At 70.4% G+C, this 19,101-nt stretch carries 17 protein-coding genes, 1 tRNA gene, 1 other RNA gene and 1 pseudogene; 7 read left to right on the top strand and 13 right to left on the bottom strand.

The annotated features are described in order from the left end of the window. Positions 1–51 precede the first annotated feature (51 nt). The 10 genes from ACFZCD_RS07485 to ffs form a co-directional block, all read right to left on the bottom strand. Positions 52–1,164 carry a hypothetical protein gene (locus ACFZCD_RS07485; RefSeq protein ID WP_391828831.1) on the bottom strand — a complete coding sequence of 371 codons (1,113 nt, stop codon included), beginning with the start codon at positions 1,162–1,164 and terminating at the stop codon, positions 52–54. Further along, positions 1,161–1,820: a SigE family RNA polymerase sigma factor gene (locus tag ACFZCD_RS07480; protein WP_391828830.1), complete on the bottom strand. Its 660-nt coding sequence runs from the start codon at positions 1,818–1,820 to the stop codon at positions 1,161–1,163. Before ACFZCD_RS07480 ends, ACFZCD_RS07485 begins: the two co-directional genes overlap by 4 nt. Before the next feature lie 282 nt (positions 1,821–2,102). Then, the gene (locus ACFZCD_RS07475; RefSeq protein WP_391828829.1) at positions 2,103–3,209 is read right to left on the bottom strand and encodes an aspartate-semialdehyde dehydrogenase; all 1,107 of its coding nucleotides are present in this window, start codon (positions 3,207–3,209) and stop codon (positions 2,103–2,105) included. Continuing rightward, the gene (locus ACFZCD_RS07470; RefSeq protein ID WP_391828828.1) at positions 3,206–4,477 is read right to left on the bottom strand and encodes an aspartate kinase; all 1,272 of its coding nucleotides are present in this window, start codon (positions 4,475–4,477) and stop codon (positions 3,206–3,208) included. Before ACFZCD_RS07470 ends, ACFZCD_RS07475 begins: the two co-directional genes overlap by 4 nt. Before the next feature lie 209 nt (positions 4,478–4,686). Next, the gene (locus tag ACFZCD_RS07465; RefSeq protein WP_391828827.1) at positions 4,687–5,745 is read right to left on the bottom strand and encodes a methyltransferase; all 1,059 of its coding nucleotides are present in this window, start codon (positions 5,743–5,745) and stop codon (positions 4,687–4,689) included. 124 nt (positions 5,746–5,869) lie between these two features. Next, a complete protein-coding gene (locus ACFZCD_RS07460) occupies positions 5,870–6,526 on the bottom strand; it encodes a DUF5063 domain-containing protein (RefSeq protein WP_391828826.1) in 657 nt (218 codons plus the stop codon). Next, positions 6,519–7,118 carry a recombination mediator RecR gene (gene recR / locus ACFZCD_RS07455; RefSeq protein WP_391828825.1) on the bottom strand — a complete coding sequence of 200 codons (600 nt, stop codon included), beginning with the start codon at positions 7,116–7,118 and terminating at the stop codon, positions 6,519–6,521. The genes ACFZCD_RS07460 and recR overlap by 8 nt, the downstream gene beginning before the upstream one ends. Positions 7,119–7,220: 102 nt before the next feature. Further along, positions 7,221–7,565 (bottom strand): YbaB/EbfC family nucleoid-associated protein, encoded by a 345-nt coding sequence (locus ACFZCD_RS07450; RefSeq protein ID WP_391828824.1) that lies wholly within the window; start codon positions 7,563–7,565, stop codon positions 7,221–7,223. Between the two features lie 295 nt (positions 7,566–7,860). Then, a complete protein-coding gene (locus tag ACFZCD_RS07445; RefSeq protein ID WP_391828823.1) occupies positions 7,861–10,182 on the bottom strand; it encodes a DNA polymerase III subunit gamma and tau in 2,322 nt (773 codons plus the stop codon). Between the two features lie 96 nt (positions 10,183–10,278). Next, an RNA gene (gene ffs, locus ACFZCD_RS07440) (signal recognition particle sRNA small type) lies at positions 10,279–10,373 on the bottom strand. A 121-nt stretch (positions 10,374–10,494) separates the two neighbouring features. On the opposite strand from ffs, the gene ACFZCD_RS07435 reads away from it, so the two are divergent. Then, positions 10,495–10,579 (top strand) — tRNA-Ser (locus ACFZCD_RS07435). 214 nt (positions 10,580–10,793) lie between these two features. Here ACFZCD_RS07435 and ACFZCD_RS07430 read toward each other — a convergent pair. Next, entirely contained in the window at positions 10,794–10,994 is a 201-nt protein-coding gene (locus ACFZCD_RS07430; protein ID WP_391828822.1) for a hypothetical protein, read from the bottom strand. After that, positions 10,987–13,389 carry an N-6 DNA methylase gene (locus ACFZCD_RS07425; protein WP_391828821.1) on the bottom strand — a complete coding sequence of 801 codons (2,403 nt, stop codon included), beginning with the start codon at positions 13,387–13,389 and terminating at the stop codon, positions 10,987–10,989. Before ACFZCD_RS07425 ends, ACFZCD_RS07430 begins: the two co-directional genes overlap by 8 nt. A 343-nt stretch (positions 13,390–13,732) precedes the next feature. On the opposite strand from ACFZCD_RS07425, the pseudogene ACFZCD_RS07420 reads away from it, so the two are divergent. From ACFZCD_RS07420 to ACFZCD_RS07395, 6 genes and pseudogenes are all read left to right on the top strand, one after another. Further along, positions 13,733–14,396, top strand: a pseudogene (locus ACFZCD_RS07420) (HNH endonuclease). A gap of 78 nt (positions 14,397–14,474) precedes the next feature. Beyond that, positions 14,475–14,753, top strand: a complete 279-nt coding sequence (locus ACFZCD_RS07415) for a CopG family transcriptional regulator (RefSeq protein WP_391828820.1) — start codon at positions 14,475–14,477, stop codon at positions 14,751–14,753. Then, positions 14,750–15,175 (top strand): hypothetical protein, encoded by a 426-nt coding sequence (locus tag ACFZCD_RS07410; RefSeq protein ID WP_391828819.1) that lies wholly within the window; start codon positions 14,750–14,752, stop codon positions 15,173–15,175. The genes ACFZCD_RS07415 and ACFZCD_RS07410 overlap by 4 nt, the downstream gene beginning before the upstream one ends. A 355-nt stretch (positions 15,176–15,530) precedes the next feature. Continuing rightward, complete coding sequence (gene rpmF / locus ACFZCD_RS07405; protein ID WP_356280151.1) at positions 15,531–15,701, top strand: 50S ribosomal protein L32; 171 nt, start codon at positions 15,531–15,533, stop codon at positions 15,699–15,701. Positions 15,702–15,706: 5 nt separating this feature from the next. Next, positions 15,707–16,882: a GTP-binding protein gene (locus ACFZCD_RS07400; protein WP_391828818.1), complete on the top strand. Its 1,176-nt coding sequence runs from the start codon at positions 15,707–15,709 to the stop codon at positions 16,880–16,882. A gap of 530 nt (positions 16,883–17,412) precedes the next feature. Beyond that, positions 17,413–17,565, top strand: coding sequence for a hypothetical protein (locus ACFZCD_RS07395; RefSeq protein ID WP_391829029.1), 153 nt, complete (start codon positions 17,413–17,415; stop codon positions 17,563–17,565). Positions 17,566–17,634: 69 nt separating this feature from the next. On the opposite strand, the gene ACFZCD_RS07390 is transcribed toward ACFZCD_RS07395, so the two are convergent. Beyond that, complete coding sequence (locus tag ACFZCD_RS07390) at positions 17,635–19,083, bottom strand: serine hydrolase domain-containing protein (protein WP_391828817.1); 1,449 nt, start codon at positions 19,081–19,083, stop codon at positions 17,635–17,637. Positions 19,084–19,101: the final 18 nt, after the last annotated feature.

Genomic DNA, 19,101 nt, shown 5'->3' with positions numbered 1-19,101 from the left:
GAACCGGTCGCGGTCCCGGCCCGTGCCCCGGCCGGCACCGTCGTGGCGGGGTCAGCTCGCCGTGACGATGGGGCCCGTGCGGTAGACGGTGCCGGCGCACGCGTCATCGATCTTGGCGTCGGCTATCGCCGGCTCGCCCACGTCCGGGGTGTGGCTGAGGACGACGCTCGGCGGATGCGTGGGCGGCGGCGAATCGGGCACGATCGACTGCTGCTGCGGCGCGGTGCCGGAGCCGGCCGGGGAGGCGCTGGCGCCGCCTCCGGACGAAGGCGCCGGAGAGGGGCCGGCGGTGCTCTTGGGACAGCCGTTGCGCCCGCCGTCACCGGCCGGGATCCAGGCGAACTTCACCTCGTAGGCCTGCCCGGGCTGCAGGATGACCTCGCTGGGCTCGGTCGTGGGGTCGGGCAGACCGGTCGCGGCGTCACCGGGCGTGTGGTCCACGACGGAGACGCGACCGCTCTCGGCGCTCCCCCGCGGGCTCGCGGCGACGGTCCCCGGCCCGCCCACCGTACAGACGGCGCGGGAGACGTTGACCACGCGGAAGGCGCCGTAGACGCGCCCGGCGCGGTCGGCCGGCCCGACCGTTCCGCTGCCCTTGCCGAGCTGGTCGCGGTCGCAGGTCGGGGAGACCGCGGCGAAGGTGTTCGTGGGGGCGGGGGGGACACCGGCCGGGGAGGAGCCCGCGGGTTTCGGTTCGTTCCCCTTCTTCCCCTCTTCCTTGCGCTCTTCCCGCTTGTCGTCGTGGTTCCGGGCCTCGCCCTCGTCGGGCCGGCCGGCGCCGTCACTGCCCCCTTCGGGCTCGGTGCCCGTCTCCTCGGGAGCGTGCCGGCTGCTGGCCGTGTTGGCGTGGCGGTCCTCGACCGCATCCTGGGTGGTGGCGACGTGCACGACGGCCGGCAGGGCCGTGCCGCCGAGGATCAGCGCGGCCGCGGCGCCGACGAGGACCTGCCTGCGGCGGGTACGCCGGGCCGGCACGGCGCGCCGGATGTGCTCCAGCGAGTCGGGGGCGGGCTCGAGGTCCCCGACGGCGCCCTGCAGCAGCTGCCGGAGCGTCTGTTCGTCCATGCCGGGTCCGCCGGTGCCGCCGTCGTGCGCACCGGGCTCGTCCCTGCCACCGCCGTGCTCGCCGGCGGGACCGGGCCCGTCGTAAGGGGGGCGGGTCATGCCGGAGCCTCCATGGCGACGCGGAGCGCCGCGATGCCCCGCGACCCGTACGCCTTGACCGAGCCGAGCGAGAGGCCCAGGGTCTCGGCGACCTGGGCCTCGGTCATATCGGCGAAGTAGCGGAGGACGAGGACTTCACGCTGGCGGCGTTGCAGTCCGCGCATCGCTTTGATCAATTGGTCGCGCTCCAGCTGTTCGTACGCACCCTCTTCGGCGCTCGCCATGTCGGGCATCGGCTTGGAGAGCAGCTTCAGCCCGAGGATCCGGCGGCGGAGCGCGGAGCGGGACAGATTGACGACGGTCTGCCTCAGGTAGGCGAGGGTCTTCTCGGGGTCCCGGACCCGGCCGCGCGCGGAGTGCACCCGTATGAAGGCCTCCTGGACCACGTCCTCGCAGGAGGCGGTGTCGTCGAGGAGCAGCGCGGCAAGGCCGAGGAGGGACCGGTAGTGGGCCCTGTAGGTCTCGGTGAGGTGGTCGACTGTGGTGCCCGCTGCCATTGCTTCGTCAGCGTCCCCCCGCTGGGGCGGGATCTGGGCGGCGGGGCGGGCGGTCGGCCAGGGAGCAATCACCGGCATGCCGCCCGGCGAGTGGGAACGCGGACGCAGTGGGCTGCTGCCACGCCTCGGGGCGGTTGCGATGCTGATGACCTCTGCCACGCCTGTTGGACACGCTTCCCCCCGTCAGGGTTGTACACGCGAGGCGCCGCGTCTGACGATGCGCCGCGTGACGATGCGTCATATGCCCTCATGCGTACCAGCTCTTCCTCAATGCCCCGGTTTTGATACCGCCCTGAGAGACGGCAGCAAAGACGCCCCCCGGCCCGCTGGCGGTTGCAGTGGGCGGGGAGCGCATCGTCGAACACTTCATCTGCCCAGTTCAAGAGGTCTGGACCAACGACTTGATCACAGGACCTACAAGACCTTCACCACTTCTCCAGATTAGGGAGTGGTCAGCTCGGCCGCCACGCATTCGGCGACCTGGACCGTGTTCAGTGCCGCTCCCTTGCGCAGATTGTCGCCGCAGACGAAGAAGTCGAGCGCCTCGGGGTCGTCGAGGGACCGGCGCACCCGGCCGACCCACGTCGGATCCGTGCCCACCGCGTCGGCCGGCGTAGGGAACTCCCCCTCGGCCGGGTCGTCCACGAGCACGACTCCCGGCGCGCTCGCCAGGATCTCGTGGGCCTGCTCCACCGTGACCTCGTTCTCGAACCGCGCATGCACGGCCAGCGAGTGCGTGGTGACCACGGGGACCCGTACGCACGTCGCCGCGACCCGCAGCGACGGCAGCCCCAGGACCTTGCGGGACTCGTCCCGGATCTTCAGCTCCTCGGAGGACCAGCCGTCCTCCCGGAGCGCCCCCACCCACGGCACCACGTTCAGCGCGAGGGGCGCGGGGAAGGGGCCGAGCCCGTCGCCGACGGCCCGGCGCACGTCGCCGGGCTGCGTCCCGAGGGACGAACCGGCCACCGCCGAGAGCTGCGCCCGCAGCGTGTCGACGCCGGCCCGGCCCGCTCCGGAAGCCGCCTGGTACGAGGAGACGACCAGCTCGCTGAGCCCGAACTCGGCGTGCAGCGCGGCCACCGCGACGATCATCGACAAGGTGGTGCAGTTGGGGTTGGCGATGATGCCCCGCGGCCGCACGCGCGCCGCGTGCGCGTTCACCTCGGGCACCACCAGCGGCACGTCCGGGTCCATCCGGAAGGCCGCGGAGTTGTCCACGACGACCGTGCCCTTGGCCGCGGCGATCGGCGCCCACTGCGCCGAGACCTCGTCGGGCACGTCGAACACGGCGACGTCGACGCCGTCGAACGCCTCCTCGCTCAGCGCGACGACCTCGGTCTCCTCACCACGCACGGTGAGCCGGCGGCCCGCCGAGCGCGGGGACGCGACGAGCCGGATCTCGCCCCACACGTTCTGGCGCTGCGAAACGATCTCCAGCATGACCGTGCCGACGGCACCGGTGGCGCCGACGACGGCGAGCACCGGCTTACGGCCCGCACCGGCATCCGTGGAGGTGCCGGTACGGGCCGCGGGGCCGGACGTCATCGCCCGGTGCCGCCGTAAACGACCGCCTCGTCGCTCTCGCTGTCCAGGCCGAAGGCGGAGTGCACCGCGCGGACGGCCTCGTTCACGTCGTCGGCACGGGTGACCACCGAGATGCGGATCTCGGAGGTCGAGATCAGCTCGATGTTCACGCCGGCGTTCGACAGCGCCTCGAAGAACGTCGCGGTGACGCCCGGGTTGGTCTTCATCCCGGCGCCGACCAGCGAGATCTTCGCGATCTGGTCGTCGTAGCGCAGCGAGTCGAAGCCGACGCGCCCCTTGGTCTTCTCCAGCGCCTCGATCGCCTTGCGGCCCTCGGTCTTCGGGAGGGTGAAGGAGATGTCGGTCAGGCCGGTGGACGCCGCGGAGACGTTCTGCACGACCATGTCGATGTTGATCTCGGCGTCCGCGATCGCCCGGAAGATCGTCGCGGCCTCACCCGGCTTGTCCGGCACCCCGACGACCGTGACCTTGGCCTCGGAGGTGTCGTGCGCGACGCCCGAGATGATCGCCTGCTCCATCGGCTGGTCCCCTTGCGGTTCGTTGCTGACCCAGGTGCCCTGGAGCCCCGAGAAGGACGAGCGCACATGGATCGGGATGTTGTAACGGCGTGCGTATTCGACGCAGCGGTGCAGCAGCACCTTGGAACCGGAGCTCGCGAGCTCCAGCATGTCCTCGAACGAGATCCAGTCGATCTTGCGGGCCTTCTTCACCACCCGCGGGTCGGCCGTGAAGACCCCGTCGACGTCGGTGTAGATCTCGCAGACCTCGGCGTTCAGCGCGGCGGCCAGGGCGACGGCGGTGGTGTCGGAGCCGCCGCGGCCCAGGGTCGTGATGTCCTTGCTGTCCTGGGACACGCCCTGGAAGCCGGCCACGATCGCGATGTTGCCGGAGTCCACCGACTGCTGGATGCGGCCCGGCGTCACATCGATGATGCGCGCCTTGCCGTGGACCGCGTCGGTGATGACACCGGCCTGGCTGCCGGTGAACGACTGTGCGGCGTGGCCGAGGTTTTTGATCGCCATCGCCAGCAGGGCCATGGAGATCCGCTCTCCGGCGGTCAGCAGCATGTCGAACTCACGACCGGCAGGCATCGGCGAAACCTGCTCGGCGAGATCGATCAACTCGTCCGTCGTGTCACCCATCGCGGAAACCACGACGACCACCTGGTGGCCGTTCTTCTTGGCTTCCACGATTCGCTTGGCGACCCGCTTGATGCCCTCGGCATCGGCAACGGAGGAGCCTCCGTACTTCTGCACGACAAGGCCCACGTGCGCTCCTCGCAGCTCTGTGTAATGCGGTCGGCTCAGTCTAACGAGAGGCCGGAATCAGCCATGCCGATATCGCATGGTGAGACATGCCGCCCGCGTCATGATCGTGAACGGTACGCCGTCGGACCGCCCGGGGTCGCTCCTGCCCTGCCGGAGCGGCCCCACTCACTTTGTGAGCTGCACCATACGGAACCATACGGGGCCGGGGCCTAGACGGCGACCGCCTCGACGACCGAGGCGTAGCGCGGGGTGGGCACGATCCGGTCCACCCTGAAGCCGGCCTCCCCCAGCAAGCCGCGGAACTCCTGCTCCGTACGCTCCCGGCCCTGCACCACGGACAGCATGATGATGTCCAGCACCTTGGCGAAGTGCGGCTCGTTGCCCGGCGGAAGGACGGCGTCCACGGCGAGCAGCTTGCCGCCCGGGACGATCGCCGCGCGGATCGCCCGCAGGATGCGCAAGCAGTCCTCGTCGTTCCAGTCGTGCAGGATGTGCTTCAGGAGGTAGATGTCGCCGCCGGGCGTCACGGCCTCGAAGAAGCTGCCGGCGTCCGTCCGCCAGCGGCCCGCGATCTCCTTGGCGCCCTCCCCCGAGTCCAGGAGATGGGTGGCGACCGTCTGCTCCTGGTCGAAGAGGACACCGGAGAGCCCGGGGTTCCGGCTGAGCACGGCCCGGAGCAGCCCGCCGCGGCCGCCGCCGACGTCGACGACCGTGCCGGTGGCGGGGAACGGGTACGCCTCGGCGACGAGTTCGTCCTCCGGCCCGGACGCGGCCGCCATCCCCTCGTCGAACACGCGCTGGGCGTCCGCGTTCGCCTGCAGGTACGCGAAGAACGGCAGGCCGTACGCCGTCTCGAACGGCGTCACGCCCGTACGGAGGGCGTCCTCCAGCCCCTCGGCCGAGCGCCGGAAGACCTCTTCGGTGATCCAGACCATGCCGGCGTGCGCCGACGCGGGCACGTCCGTACGGAGCAGCTCGGCGGCCGGGGTGAGGGCGAAGGCGCCCCGCTCGTCCTCCGCGAAGATGCCGTGCGTGGCGAGCAGCCGCAGGACGCGGCGCAGCGTCGGACCGTGCAGGCCCGCGCGCCGGGCGAGCTCTTCCGGCTGCAGCGGGCCGTCGGCGAGGTGGTCGGCGACGCGGTGCACGGAGACGGCACGCAGCGCCGAGGCGTAGAAGTGACCGTACGCGACCTCGCCCAAGTGGACGGCGGGGTCGGTCTGTTCGGCGGGGCCTATGCCGGGGCGGCCGGCACCGGGAGTGACGTCCATGTCTTCTTCCCCTCGTCTTCCCTCGTCAAGGGCAGCTCGCTTCGCAGGCTACGAGGGGAAGGAAGGCCGGGGACGTCGAATCCTCAACGATGGCCGAAGTCGGCGGGGCGGGCGGGCGTGCCCGTCAGGCACCGCGCAGCCCCAGCGGCCCCGCGATCTCCTCCTGCATCACGCGCCCCGCCTCCTCGGCGAGCTGCTCCTCCGTGGCCCCGGAGTCCGTGTCCAGACCGCCCAGCTCGTCCAGCGGCTGGTCGAGGCGGACGTGGGCGACCAGGGACTGGAGCGCGCGCAGGGCGGCCGACGCCGTCGGGCCCCAGTTGGAGAGGTAGGAGAACTGCCACCACCACAGGGCCTCACTGACCCGGCCGTCCCGGTAGTGGGCCATGCCGTGCCGCAGGTCGGTGATGATGTCGGCGAGGTCGTCGGAGATGCGGCAGGCGACGGGTGCGGTGCGCGGCACGTACGGGTCGAAGACCTCCGAGTAGACGTCCACGGGGTCGAGGAGCCTGGCGAAGCGCTCCCGCAGCTCGTCCACGTCCGGCTCGGGGCCGACGTCGGGCTCGTACCGCTCGTCGGGGAAGAAGTCCTCGTGCGCGCCGAGCCTGCCGCCGGTGAGGAGCAGCTGGGAGATCTCCAGCAGCAGGAAGGGCACGGCGCTGTCGGGCTCATCGCCGCGCGACACCTCGGCGACGGCGACGATGAAGCTCTCGATGGAGTCCGCGACCGAGACCGCGAAGTCGTCGGGGTCGCGCTTGGCGTCATGCAGCGTTGCGTCAGACATCGAGAAGTCGTCTCCCTTCGAAGGCACGCCCGAGCGTGACCTCGTCGGCGTATTCAAGGTCTCCCCCTACGGGGAGGCCGCTGGCCAGCCGCGTGACCTTGAGCCCCATGGGCTTCACCATGCGGGCGAGGTACGTGGCGGTGGCCTCACCTTCCAGATTGGGGTCGGTGGCCAGAATCAGCTCGGTGACCGTGCCGTCCGCGAGCCGCGCGAGCAGCTCGCGGATGCGCAGATCGTCGGGGCCGATGCCCTCGATGGGGCTGATGGCCCCGCCGAGGACGTGGTAGCGGCCGCGGAACTCTCTCGTCCGCTCGATGGCGACGACGTCCTTGGACTCCTCCACCACGCAGATCACCGCGGGGTCGCGGCGCGGGTCCTGGCAGACCCGGCACCGCTCCTCCTGGGCGACGTTTCCGCAGACCGCGCAGAACCGGACCTTGGCCTTGACCTCGGTCAGGGCGTGGGCGAGCCGGCGGACGTCGGCGGGCTCGGCCTGAAGGATGTGGAAGGCGATCCGCTGCGCGCTCTTGGGACCGACGCCGGGCAGCCTGCCCAGCTCGTCGATGAGGTCCTGGACCACGCCTTCATACACGGATCGAGTGCTCCTTCTTCGCTTTCTTCGCTCTTCGTTTCTCGGTTCGCCCGCCGGTTGTCCTTCTTGCCCGCTGGTTGCCCATCGGGCTTCCGGCCGGGGTCAGAAGGGCAGGCCCGGGATGCCGCTGCCGCCGCCCAGACCCTGGGCGAGCGGGCCGAGCTTCTCCTGCTGCAGCTGCTGCGCGGCGCCGTTGGCGTCGCGGACGGCGGCGAGGATGAGATCGGCGAGGGTCTCGGTGTCCTCGGGGTCGACGGCCTTGGGGTCGATGACCAGGGCCTGGAGCTCACCGGCTCCGGTGACCGTGGCCTTCACCAGGCCGCCGCCCGACGTGCCCTCGACGGGCGTGCGGGCGAGCTCTTCCTGTGCTGCGGCGAGATCCTGCTGCATCTTCTGCGCCTGCTGGAGGAGCTGCTGCATGTTGGGCTGGCCACCACCGGGAATCACGGGTTCGCTCCTGGCTTTCGACGACGTTTACTGCTTCGTTGCTGCTTGGTTTGCTGCTTTGTTTACTGCTCTGTTCTCCACCGATTGTTTCGGTAGCCCGAGCCTACGTGGTTGCCGCCTCCGGCGCCCCATGCCGGAGGAAGAAGAACAGGGGGCGCCCTGGGGCGCACGCGGCGCACCCAGGGGGTTTCTCTCGTTGTGGCTGCTCGGTTACGCGGTGCGTGTCGATTTCTTGTCCACGGGTCGCGTGCGCGCTCGCGTGCTGCCGTAGCGCTTGCCGCTCGGTCGTGCGCGTCTACTCGTTGGCGATCTCTTCGATGACCGTGGCACCCAGCTCGCGGACGATGAGGTCGTGGCCGCTCAGCGCCGTCTCGTCGAGGTCGGGGTCGTCCTCGGCGGGCATGTCGTCCTCGGGGGCGACGGGCGGCGGCTCGGGCTCGCGGTACGCCTGGGCGGGCGGGGGCGGCGGAGGCGTGGGGGCCCCGGACGCCTGGTACTGGTGCTGCTGCTGGTTCCCCTGGGGCTGCGGGGCCGCCGGGGCGGGCGCTGCGGCGGGGCGGGGAGCTGCGGCGGGTGCGGGGGCCTGCGGGGCGTAGCCGCCACCGCCGAAGCCGCCCGCGGGGGCCCCGAAGCCGCCTGCGGGACCGCCGCCGGAGAACGCACTGCCTGCGCCGCCACCGCCGCCGGGCGGGCCGACGACGAGCTCGATCTTCCACTGGACCTGGCCCTGGTAGACGTCGCCGATCGCCTGGCGGAGGACCTCTTCGCTGCCGCTGTTGGCGAAGCTGTCGCGCGCGCCGGCGTTGGCGAAGCCGACCTGCAGGGTGGTGCCGTCGAAGCCGACGACCTCGGCGTTCTGGCTGAGGACGATCCAGGTGAAGCGGCGGCGGTTCTTGACCGCGTCCAGGATGGCGGGCCACATCTGGCGGACCTGCGTGGGGTCGCCGGCGGGACGCGTCTGGGCTCCTGCCCCGGCTCCTGCCGCGGGGCCTGTGGCTACGGGTGCGGCCGGGGCGGCGGGGGCCGGGGTGGGCTGGCCCTGCCCGGGGGCGACGGCGGAGGGCCAGGCGCCGGGGCGGGAGCCTCCGCCGCCGCCCTGTCCCGGTGCGGCAGCGGTCGGCCAGGCACCGGCGGGACGGGCCGCGGGGGCCTCGGGAGCGGGGGCCTGGGGGGCGGGCTCGGGTACGACGGGCGCAGGCGGGGCCTGGGGGGCCTGCGGGGCCATGGGTGCGGCCGGCGCTGCTGCGGGAGCCGGGGCCGGGGGGGCGGCCTGGGCGGGCGCGGCCTGAGCGGGGGCGGCAGCAGGTGCTGCGGCCCCGGAGACCGCCGCGCGGGCGGCGGCCGGGCCGGACAGCCCCGGGGCGGGCGCGGACTGCGCGTAGGCCTGGTCAGGGGCGTGCGCACCGGGCCCGGGCACGTATCCGGTGGCGGGAACCATGGGCGCGGTCACGACCGCGGCCGCGCCTCGCTCCAGCTTGTCGAGCCGGGCCCGTACGGACCGCTCGTCGTCGTACGCGGCGGGAAGCAGCACGCGCGCGCAGATCAGCTCCAGCTGCAGCCGCGGCGAGGTCGCCCCCCGCATCTCCGTCAGGCCCTCGTTGACCAGGTCGGCGGCGCGGCTGAGCTCGCCCGGCCCGAAGACGCCGGCCTGGGCCTGCATGCGCTCCACGAGATCGGCCGGGGCGTCGATCAGCCCCTTTTCCGCCGCGTCGGGCACGGCGGCGAGGATCACGAGGTCGCGGAGGCGCTCCAGGAGGTCGGCGACGAAGCGGCGGGGGTCGTTGCCGCCCTCGATGACGCGGTCGACGACCTCGAAGGCCGCGGCACCGTCGTTCGACGCGAAGGCGTCGACCACGGCGTCGAGCAGCGACCCGTCCGTGTACCCCAGGAGGGAGGTCGCCATGGCATATGTCACACCGTCCTCGGCCGCACCGGCGAGGAGCTGGTCCATGACGGACATCGAGTCACGCACGGACCCGGCGCCCGCGCGCACGACGAGCGGCAGCACCCCGTCCTCCACGGGAATGGCCTCGCGCTCGCACACCTCGCCCAGGTAGTCACGCAGCGTGCCGGGCGGGACTAGGCGGAACGGGTAGTGGTGCGTACGCGACCGGATGGTCCCGATGACCTTCTCGGGCTCCGTGGTCGCGAAGATGAACTTGAGGTGCTCCGGCGGCTCCTCGACCACCTTCAGCAGGGCGTTGAAGCCCGCCGAGGTGACCATGTGGGCCTCGTCGATGATGTAGATCTTGTAGCGGCTGGAGGCGGGCCCGAAGAAGGCCTTCTCCCGCAGCTCACGGGCATCGTCCACGCCACCGTGGGAGGCGGCGTCGATCTCGATGACATCGATCGACCCACGGCCGTTGCGCGCGAGGTCCTGGCACGACTGGCACTCCCCGCAGGGGGTGGGCGTCGGCCCCTTCTCGCAGTTCAGACAGCGGGCGAGGATGCGCGCGCTCGTCGTCTTGCCGCAGCCGCGTGGTCCGCTGAACAGATACGCGTGATTGACCCTGTTGTTCCGCAGCGCCTGCTGCAACGGGGTGGTGACATGCTCCTGCCCGATGACCTCGGCGAAGGACTCGGGGCGGTAACGGCGGTAGAGCGCGAGGGACGACACACCTACGACGATATCGGGCCGCACTGACAAGTGGCCTCGCTCACATCCACAGGCCCTCCCGCCCCGGCCCGCGCTCCCTGGAACACCCCGGGAAACACAAGGGCCCCCCACGCACCCGCCAGAGCCCACCTACCCTTGCTGCCTTCCGGCCCTGGGGGAGTTCAGTGAGATAGCGCCACGTGAGGGGCTTGCCCCCAGCCTAGCGGATCCCGCACCGTGCCCGTGCCCCCTCCCCCTCCCCGCACCCACCCCACCCCCACCTCACGACCAGGCGTTCGCGAGCACCCCTCCGCGTCTTGTATTGTTTGCGGCGGAGGATTCGCCTAGAGGCCTAGGGCGCACGCTTGGAAAGCGTGTTGGGGGCAACCCCTCACGAGTTCGAATCTCGTATCCTCCGCCTGATCAGAGGCCCGGACCGCATCAGCGGTCCGGGCCTCTGGCGTTTCTCCGCCTCAGTTTCCGTCTCAGCCGGGGCCACGCGACCCCCGCTCGGGCCGGCGCCGCGGTCCTCGTCCACATCCGCGCGGATCCGCCCGGCCCTCAGCCTCAAGCAGCCCCACCAATGCATGGGCTCGGCCAACGGGCCTCCGGCCGCTCTACCGGCCGATCGGTCAGGTACCGAAACCCGCCGCCAGCACTCCCAGGCACAAGGCCATGCAGCCGGCGAACGCCGTGCCGGCTACGAAGACGGCCTCGGATCTGCCCGTCCCAGAGCCTCGCTTCAGCATGAAGGCCAGCAGGGCGACAACGACAGAAGCGAGTGCGGCCACGAGCAGCCAGGCGATCCGCGTCAAGGCAGGGAGGTCACTCATTGGTGTGTCCCTTCGGGGTGAGGCGATCAGAGCGACCAGGTCCGGGGGAAGAGGGCACTGCAGCGGCCTCAGGTGCGGGCGGGTGTCCATCGGACCGGAGAGCACCCCCCATCAGCAGGGTCGCCACCTCGCTGTGCGTCCGTTCCGCCGCCGCCATCACCTGGTGGTGGGCCACGATCTGGCTGTCCAGTGCATACAGGAGATCAGCGATGTGACGCTGCTCCTCGAGCGGCGGCAGCAGCACAGGAAGCTGTTGCATCGCCTTCGTCTTGATCGAGGCGACGGTGGTCATCGCGGCTCGGTCTTTGATCCACGCCTGCACTTCAGGGAGGGAGAGGAAGGCGAGGACAAAGCGCGAGTCCACATCGGGCTTGAAGGCGTGCAGGCGGAGGAGATTGCCGCTGTAGAGGTACCCGGCTTCCGCTGCCTCCACGACGGCCGAAGGCCCGACCGTCCCCGTACGCGTGCACAGGATGTCGCCCTCACCGACCCGAAACCGCTCCAGCCGTCGCGCGTCCCGATGCGAGACTCTGCTGTCCTCGATATCGCAGATACGCCGATTACGCAGATGCTTGGGCAGTACAACAGGGACCTCCCCACCGCCGGAGAACATCTTCGGGTTCAGCAGTGAAGGGGAAGGACCGGCCTGGACGTTGCACAGATCGCCCAGGAGCCGGCTCGACCAGCCGTGCGACGGGCGTTTGCGGATATAGCCGAACGTCATGCCCTGCTCCCAGAGGGACTGCGCCGTCGAATCGGAGGACAGCGCGGACTCCTCCGCTCTGCAGAGCCGCTCTCGGGATGCAGCCACGTCCGCGAAGGTCGCCGCTGTGTGCGCTCCGACGCCCACGTAGTCGACAGGGCTGAGCGAATGGTCCCTCTTCTTGATCTCCTGCACGGAGACAGACCGGCCCAGTACCCGCGCATCGTCAGGCAGAGGGCTCCCCTCACACAGCGAACGGTGGACCTGCCGCAGCAGCCGCACGTCATCGGCTTCCAGCTCCCGACGGGTTCGGGAGGTCATCTTCCCCGCACGGCGAGCGTTGATGAAGTGCACTTCAGTACGCGTCGACGGCGTCGTCAGAAACCAGATGCATGCCGAGACAGTGGTGCCCGTGAAGAGGTGCGAAGGAAGGGCGATGATGCATTCGACCACGCCGTCCTCGACCATGGCTTGGCGGATCGCCCGCTCTTTCGGCTGGTCGGACACAGCAGCGTTGTCGGCCATGATGACGCCGGCACGCCCCCCGGGCCTGAGCTTGGAGAGCACGTACTGGAGCCAGGCAAAATTGTCGTTGGATGGCGGTGGGGTCCCATATCGCCAACTGGTGGAACCGGTTCTCCGGGATTCCGCATTGAACGGCGGATTAGTCAGGATGAAGTCAGCCCCATCGAAGTGGTCCCGCGGCATGGCAAGCCATGGGGCCCCGTCGTAGGAATCCAGCTGCGGGACGACACCGTGGATCATCAGATTCATGGCGGCCGTACGCAGCATTCTGCTGTTCGGTGCCTCCGCGCGAACCGTGGAAAGCGAAGGATCGCCACCTGCCACCGCCGCCGCGAGCAGCTCACCTCCTCTGGGATAGGGGTCGTTGATCCGATGCGGCGACCCGTCCGTCAGGGACAGCTCGCTCAGCAGACTCACGACGCCCCTAGGCGTGTACGCCTCACGGCTGCCGAGAGCCACGGCTTCTGCGAACGCGTCGAGCAGGTCACGGAAGGCTTCCCGGTCGAGCAAGGCGATCCGGCTCAGCAACTGTGCCGCGTCCGCGTCCGGCTCGGGCGCCAGACCCTGCAGCGCCGTCCTCAAGGCGGGGACCACACCTTGCCTGCGGAGCAGCTCGTCCGCCTCAGCACCCGCTCTCTGCAGGAAGGACTTGAGGTCGACCGGTGGACGAGACTCGACCAGACGCTTCAGGTCTGCGTACCTCTCGGGGCCCGCCCATCTCAGGAACGTCAGGCAGATCAACAGCGGAAGATAGCCTTCCAGAGAGCGAGCCCCCCATCGCCGCAGCATCGGCTGCTTCAACAGTTCGGCAAGCGTCTTGCGCGCCAGGGACCGGACACGCTCGGCGTCCGAATCGGGAGACACGCGTCGCGCGTCGGCACTCGGCGATGACGCCTGCCTCTGTTGCAGCGACGCACGGAGGCGATCACCGTACGTAAATCCTTGGGCCTCCGACGGGCGACGGTCCCGGTCCGGGATCTGACGGGTGTTCAGCCACCGGGCGATGTCAGCGAGCCGAAAGAACTCCCGCTCTCCGGCTCGGAGCGCCTCGGGGAAAGTGGCGTGGCGCCGCTGCCAGTTCGTTACCGCCGAACGTCCGACGCCGGCCATGGCAGCGATCTCGGCTCGTGAAACGAGCCGCCCTTCTCTGTTCTGTTCACTCGTCATGTCCCACCTTCACTGCGTCCTTGGGCGCCGATGCGATGAGGTGACCGTATGATTCTGGGTGCACGTTAGGCAATTGCGCACTGCAGTGCGCAGTCCGTTCCCTTCGCTCAGGGGAGTCTGTTGCCGCATCCCTGCTGCGTCTTTCACAGCTATCTACTGGTGCAGGTACCGCCGTGGCGGGCTCGAAGTGCCCCATGATCACTAGCATCATGTGAACGCATACACAGCAGCGTCACGCCCCACCCCCGCCGAACGCTCCACACCCACCGAGTGCTCAGGGTTAACGCCATGCCCTGGCAGACCCGGGTCGGCACTCGACGGGGCACAACTACGGTCACCGGTCATGGACTGGCTGGAGCGGACCACGAAGTTGAGGCAGTGGGCCAGAAGCGGAGTGCGCGCTCCGCATAAACCACTGCTGCTCCTCTATGCCCTGGGCCGGTTCCAGCAGGACGCCGACGGTGAGCTGCAATACAGCGCGGTGGAGGAAGACCTGAAGCAGCTGCTGGTCGAGTACAGGCCGCCCAACAAGACGACTCCTGCGGATGGCGCGAGTACTGCTCGACCTGCGCTTCCCGCCCTCACTCCGCGGTGAGCTGTGCGAAGCCGTGGGCCTTGAGCTGGACCCAACGGAGACCGGACAGCTCTCAGCCGCACGGAGGGGGCGGGACCGGCGGATGCGGGAGCTGGTCCTCACGGTCTACGAGTACCAGTGCCCCTGCTGCGGCTACGACGGCAGGATCGGCACGGTGTCGGTCGGGCTGGAAGCCGCACACGTGCGATGGTGGGCGTTCGGCGGCCCGGACAACGTCGAAAACGGACTGTGTCTTGCTCGCTGCACCAAAAGGTTCTTCGACAAGGGGGCCCTCGGCATCGGTGATGACTACCGCATCCTTGTCTCTCAGCGCTTCGCCGGCCATGGCCGCGCCGCCCGTGAGCACGTCATAGCGCTCGCGGGCCTCCGTCAGGTCTTCCACGGCAGCCCACGCCCTGCCGCTACTGCCTGACCGCCGTCCGCCTGCGTCACCTCGGCCCGCCGCGGGAAGGCTGGTAAGGGCGATAACACCAAGAGTATGGTCGCTTGTATGGCGACCAAGAAAGTGACAGTGACGATCCCCGAGGATCTCCTCGACGAGATTCGCGCGGAGGCTGCGGAGCGGGGCCTGTCGGCGTACGTCGCCGAGGCTCTGCGCTCCAAGCGGGATCGAGACCGGTTGCAGGAACTGGCCGACTGGTTGCAGGAGGAACACGGCCCCGTCACCGAAGACGAGCGCGCGGCAGCGCTCGAGGAGCTGGAGAACCTCGACGCCGAGCATGAAGGCCGCCGCGCTGCTGGAAAGCCTCAGTCTGGAGAGGCTGCGTGAAGAAGCGGGCTGGCGAGCACAGCCGGCCTCCGCTGCGCGTCTTCGTACTCGACTGCGAAGCCCTGTCCCTAGCTGTACGCGGCGACCGGAAGATGATCGCCTGGTTCGTCCTCGCGGCACGGGGTGAGGCCGAGGTGGTGACGTCCCCGATGACATTGGTCGAGGCGTACGACGGCAGAACCACGGAACAACGCTGGGACTGGGTGCTCTCCCGGCTGAGGGTCGCCGACATCGGGAAGGACGAGGCCCGCCAGGCCCGCCGGCTCCTCGCCGACGCCGAGCTGCACGGCCACAAGTACGCGATCGACGCGGTACTCGCCGTCATCGCGAGACAGCAGAAGGGACAGGTCACGATCTTCACATCGGACGTGGACGACCTGGAGAAGCTGGTCCCGGACACAATCGTCGTAAAGAAAGTGTGACCGCTCCGGTCTCAGCCCTGGTCTCATTCGGCCCGTCCGGCACCGTACGGGGCCCTGGCCTCCACCAGCTCTTTCCGAGGCCAGAACACCACCGTCCCGTCCCGAACCCCCGGACGAAGGTTTGGAAAGCGTGTTGGGGGCAACCCCTCACGAGTTCGAATCTCGTGTCCTCCGCCAGTGCCTCACCGGGCACGAACCGAAGGCCCCGACCGGGAAACCGGCCGGGGCCTTCGGCGTTCCCTGGCTGCAGTTCTGGTTGCGGCCCTCATCCGCGACCATCCAAACCCCCTCTTGGTAATGGTTTCCGTTTTCAGATAGCGTGACGGCACGTACCGACAACGGAGGTTCCTTTCCCATGGCCGTGCCCAAGCGGAAGATGTCCCGCTCCAACACCCGACACCGCCGCGCCCAGTGGAAGGCGAGCACGACCCAGCTGGTGCCCGTCACCGTCGAAGGCGCCGTGCACCTGGTGCCGCAGCGCCTGGTGAAGGCGTACGAGCGCGGGCTGCTGCACCCGGAGGGCTGACGGCCATGGCTGACCGACGGCTGCCGGTGACCGTCCTGTCCGGCTTCCTCGGGGCGGGCAAGACGACACTGCTCAACCACGTCCTCGCCAACCGCGACGGTCTGCGCGTCGCCGTGATCGTCAATGACATGAGCGAGATCAACATCGACGCCGCGCTGGTCCGGGGCGGAGAAGGCGCCTTGTCGCGGACCGAGGAGCGGCTGGTCGAGATGACCAACGGCTGCATCTGCTGCACGCTGCGGGACGATCTCCTCGAGGAAGTGGACCGGCTGGCCCGCGAGGGCCGCTTCGACTACCTGCTCATCGAGTCGAGCGGGATCTCCGAACCGATGCCCGTCGCCGCCACCTTCGCCTTCCCCCGGGACGACGGCGCGACGCTCGGCGACCTCGCCCGGCTCGACACCATGGTCACCGTCGTGGACGCCGCGAACTTCCTCCCCGAACTCGGGTGCGGCGACGGCCTGGTGGAGCGCGGCCTCGACCAGTACGAGGACGACGAGCGGACGGTGAGCGATCTCCTGATGGACCAGGTCGAGTTCGCCGACGTCATCGTGGTCAACAAGCTCGACCTGGTGGACGCGGCGGATGCCGGCCGGCTCCGGGCTGCGCTCGCCCGCCTCAATCCGGCCGCCCGCATCGTGCCGGCCGAGCACGGCCGGGTGGACGCGGCAGCGGTCCTCGGCACCGGCCTCTTCGACCTGGAGCGTGCCCAGCAGGCGCCCGGGTGGGTCATGGAGCTCAACGGCGACCACACCCCCGAGACCGAGGAGTACGGCATCTCCTCCACGGTCTTCCGCTCCGAGCGGGCCTTCCACCCCGAGCGGCTGTGGACATTCGTCACCGAGGAACTCGGCTCCGGGGCCTACGGCCACGTGCTGCGCTCCAAGGGCTTCTTCTGGCTGGCCGGACGTGACCGGGTGACGGGACTGTGGTCGCAGGCCGGAGCCGTGGCCCGGTTCGAGCCCGCCGGCGCCCGCGAGCACGGCGGTCAGGGGCAGGAGCTCGCCTTCATCGGCAGGGAGCTGCGCCCGGAGGCGCTGCGGCGAGCGCTGTCCGCCTGCCTCGTACGGCCGGACGAGGCAGGGACGTCCTGGCCCGACCCCTTCCCCGCCTGGGACGCCCACGGGCTGGACGACGCCACGTGCGAGCACGACCACGGGCCGGCGGAAGCCCGCGCATGAGTGCCCGGGCGTGAGGCCCGGACGTCAGCCGTCCCGCCGGGACCGGCCCGGCGGGACGGCACTCGGCGAGGCGGCGCCGGTATCCGTCTCGTCATCGTTCATACGCACGGTGATCCATACGCCGGTGATCGATGGCCGGCTACCCGCCGCACTGGCACGGGCCGCCGGACTGGCATCCGCAGTTGCAGCCCGGACCACAGGTGCAACCCGAGCTGCACGTCGGGGACGGCGTGGGAACGGTCATGAGTCAGCGCTCCTTCTTCGCGTACGGCCTTCCCATCGAGCGAACACCCGGCCGGTTCCCGGTCGCAAGAGGCCGGACGCAAGCAGCGACCGCGAGCTCGCCGGTTTCACGTCACGAGCCGCGACACGGGCGGCGGCCGCTTGATGCCCGAGTCATCTTCCGGCGCTTGGCGTGTTTCCAGCCGACTTCTGGAAACCTTCGTGAATCCCCGGCGCGGTCAACACTGGAAGAGCAGGCTCTCCGGTCGGACACATCCGATCCCGCGGGGGAGAAGGAAGGCTCTGTCATGCTGACCAGCGCTCACGCTTCTCACGCGAACCACGCCCACCAGCACGGGGCGGCGTGCGGACACGTCGCCGTGCCGCACAGCGATCACACCGGCTACGTCCACGACGGGCACCGTCACGCCCAGCACGACGGGCACTGGGACGACCACTGACCCCGTGGCGAACAGCAGCGGGCGGGCGGCGACGAGCCCACCGCCCGCCCACACGCGCGGGGTGCGTTGTCAGCGGGTGGTCATGGGGGCTGCGCGCATTCCGATGTATACGCAGGGGGTGCCGTTGGCGAGGGTGGAGAAGACGACCGGCATCCAGTCTTCGCTGAAGGAGGGGCCCGCGCCTGAGGCGGCGAAGACGGTGGGGGACAGCGGGGTCAGGTCCATGGCCAGCGGGGGTGAGAAGTCCTTCATGCCGTCGACGAATTCGTAGCGCAGGTGCGGCTTCGACTCGTGCTCGGAGACGGTGATGACGACGCCCTCGCGGCGGTACGTGCCGAGGAGCGGGGCGAGGTCGACCGCCGGCGGCCGGGCCGGCGGGGCGAAGGGGGCGGGCATGCGGACGGCGGCCAGGTCGGCGAGGAGTTCGCGGAACAGGGCGGCGTAGAGCTGCCGGGCGCCGCCGCCGTTGGTGAGGAGGACGACGGCCACGCCGGCGTCCGGGACCACGCGCAGGTATCCGTACTGGCCGATCGAGGCGCCGTCGTGGCCGAAGCCGGGGATGCCGGACCAGTCGTACAGGGTCCAGCCCAGGCCCCAGCCGTCGGCGCTGACCGTCCACTTGTCCGGGACGTCGATCTCGCGCTGCTGCATGGCGGCAGCGGTGCCGGCGGCCAGGAGGCGGGTGCCGTCCGGGCCCTTACCGCCGTCGAGGTGCATGCGGGCGAAGCGGGCGACGTCTCCGGCGGTGGCGCAGACCCGGCCGTACGGGCCGGCCGAGCGCGGCATGAGGTCCCAGGCGGGGGCGGGTTCCGGGGCGCGGCCCGGCTCGCCGAGGTGGCCCATGGCCGCGCGGAAGCTCAGCACCTCCTCGGGCAGCGTCATCGTGTGCGTGAGGCCGAGCGGGGTGAGGAGGCGGTCCTTCAGCGCCTGGTCCCACGTCAGGCCGGTGAGCACCTCGACGATGCGGCCGAGGACGTTGTAGCCGACGCTGCTGTACGAGACGGCCGTCCCGGGCGGGCAGTCGAGGGCCACGTCCTGCGCGGCCTCCACGTACTTGGCGAGGCAGTCGTCGCCGCGGCCCGTGTCCAGGGTGAAGTCGCAGGTGAGGCCGCTGGTGTGGCTGAGCAGCTGCCGCGGCGTGATGACCTTGCCGGCGTCGGGGTCGGCGACCGCGAAGCCCGGCAGGACGTCGGCGACCGGCGCGTCCAGGTCCAGCGCGCCGGACTCCGCCAGCTGCATCACCAGCGTGGCGGTGTACACCTTGGCGATCGATCCGAGCTGGAAGACCGAGTCCGTGGTCGCCTCCACGCCCGTGCCGCGGTGCAGTACGCCGGAGGCCAGCTCGTGGATCCGTCCGTCGGCGGTGAGGACGGCCAGGGACGCGGCCGGGACGTGGTGGGCGGCCCGCAGGTCGTCGAGGCGCTTCTGCCAGTGGGCCGGGTCGAAGGCGGGGGCGAAGGCCGGGACTCCGGTGGTCGTGGGCTGCTCGGGCTCGGGCTGCGTGCGGTTCTCCTGCATGGTTCCCCCTGGACTCGA

It is taken from the genome of Streptomyces sp. NPDC008001 (assembly GCF_042958085.1).
Classification (GTDB): Bacteria; Actinomycetota; Actinomycetes; order Streptomycetales; family Streptomycetaceae; genus Streptomyces.
This window is presented reverse-complemented; position numbering and strand designations above follow the sequence as displayed.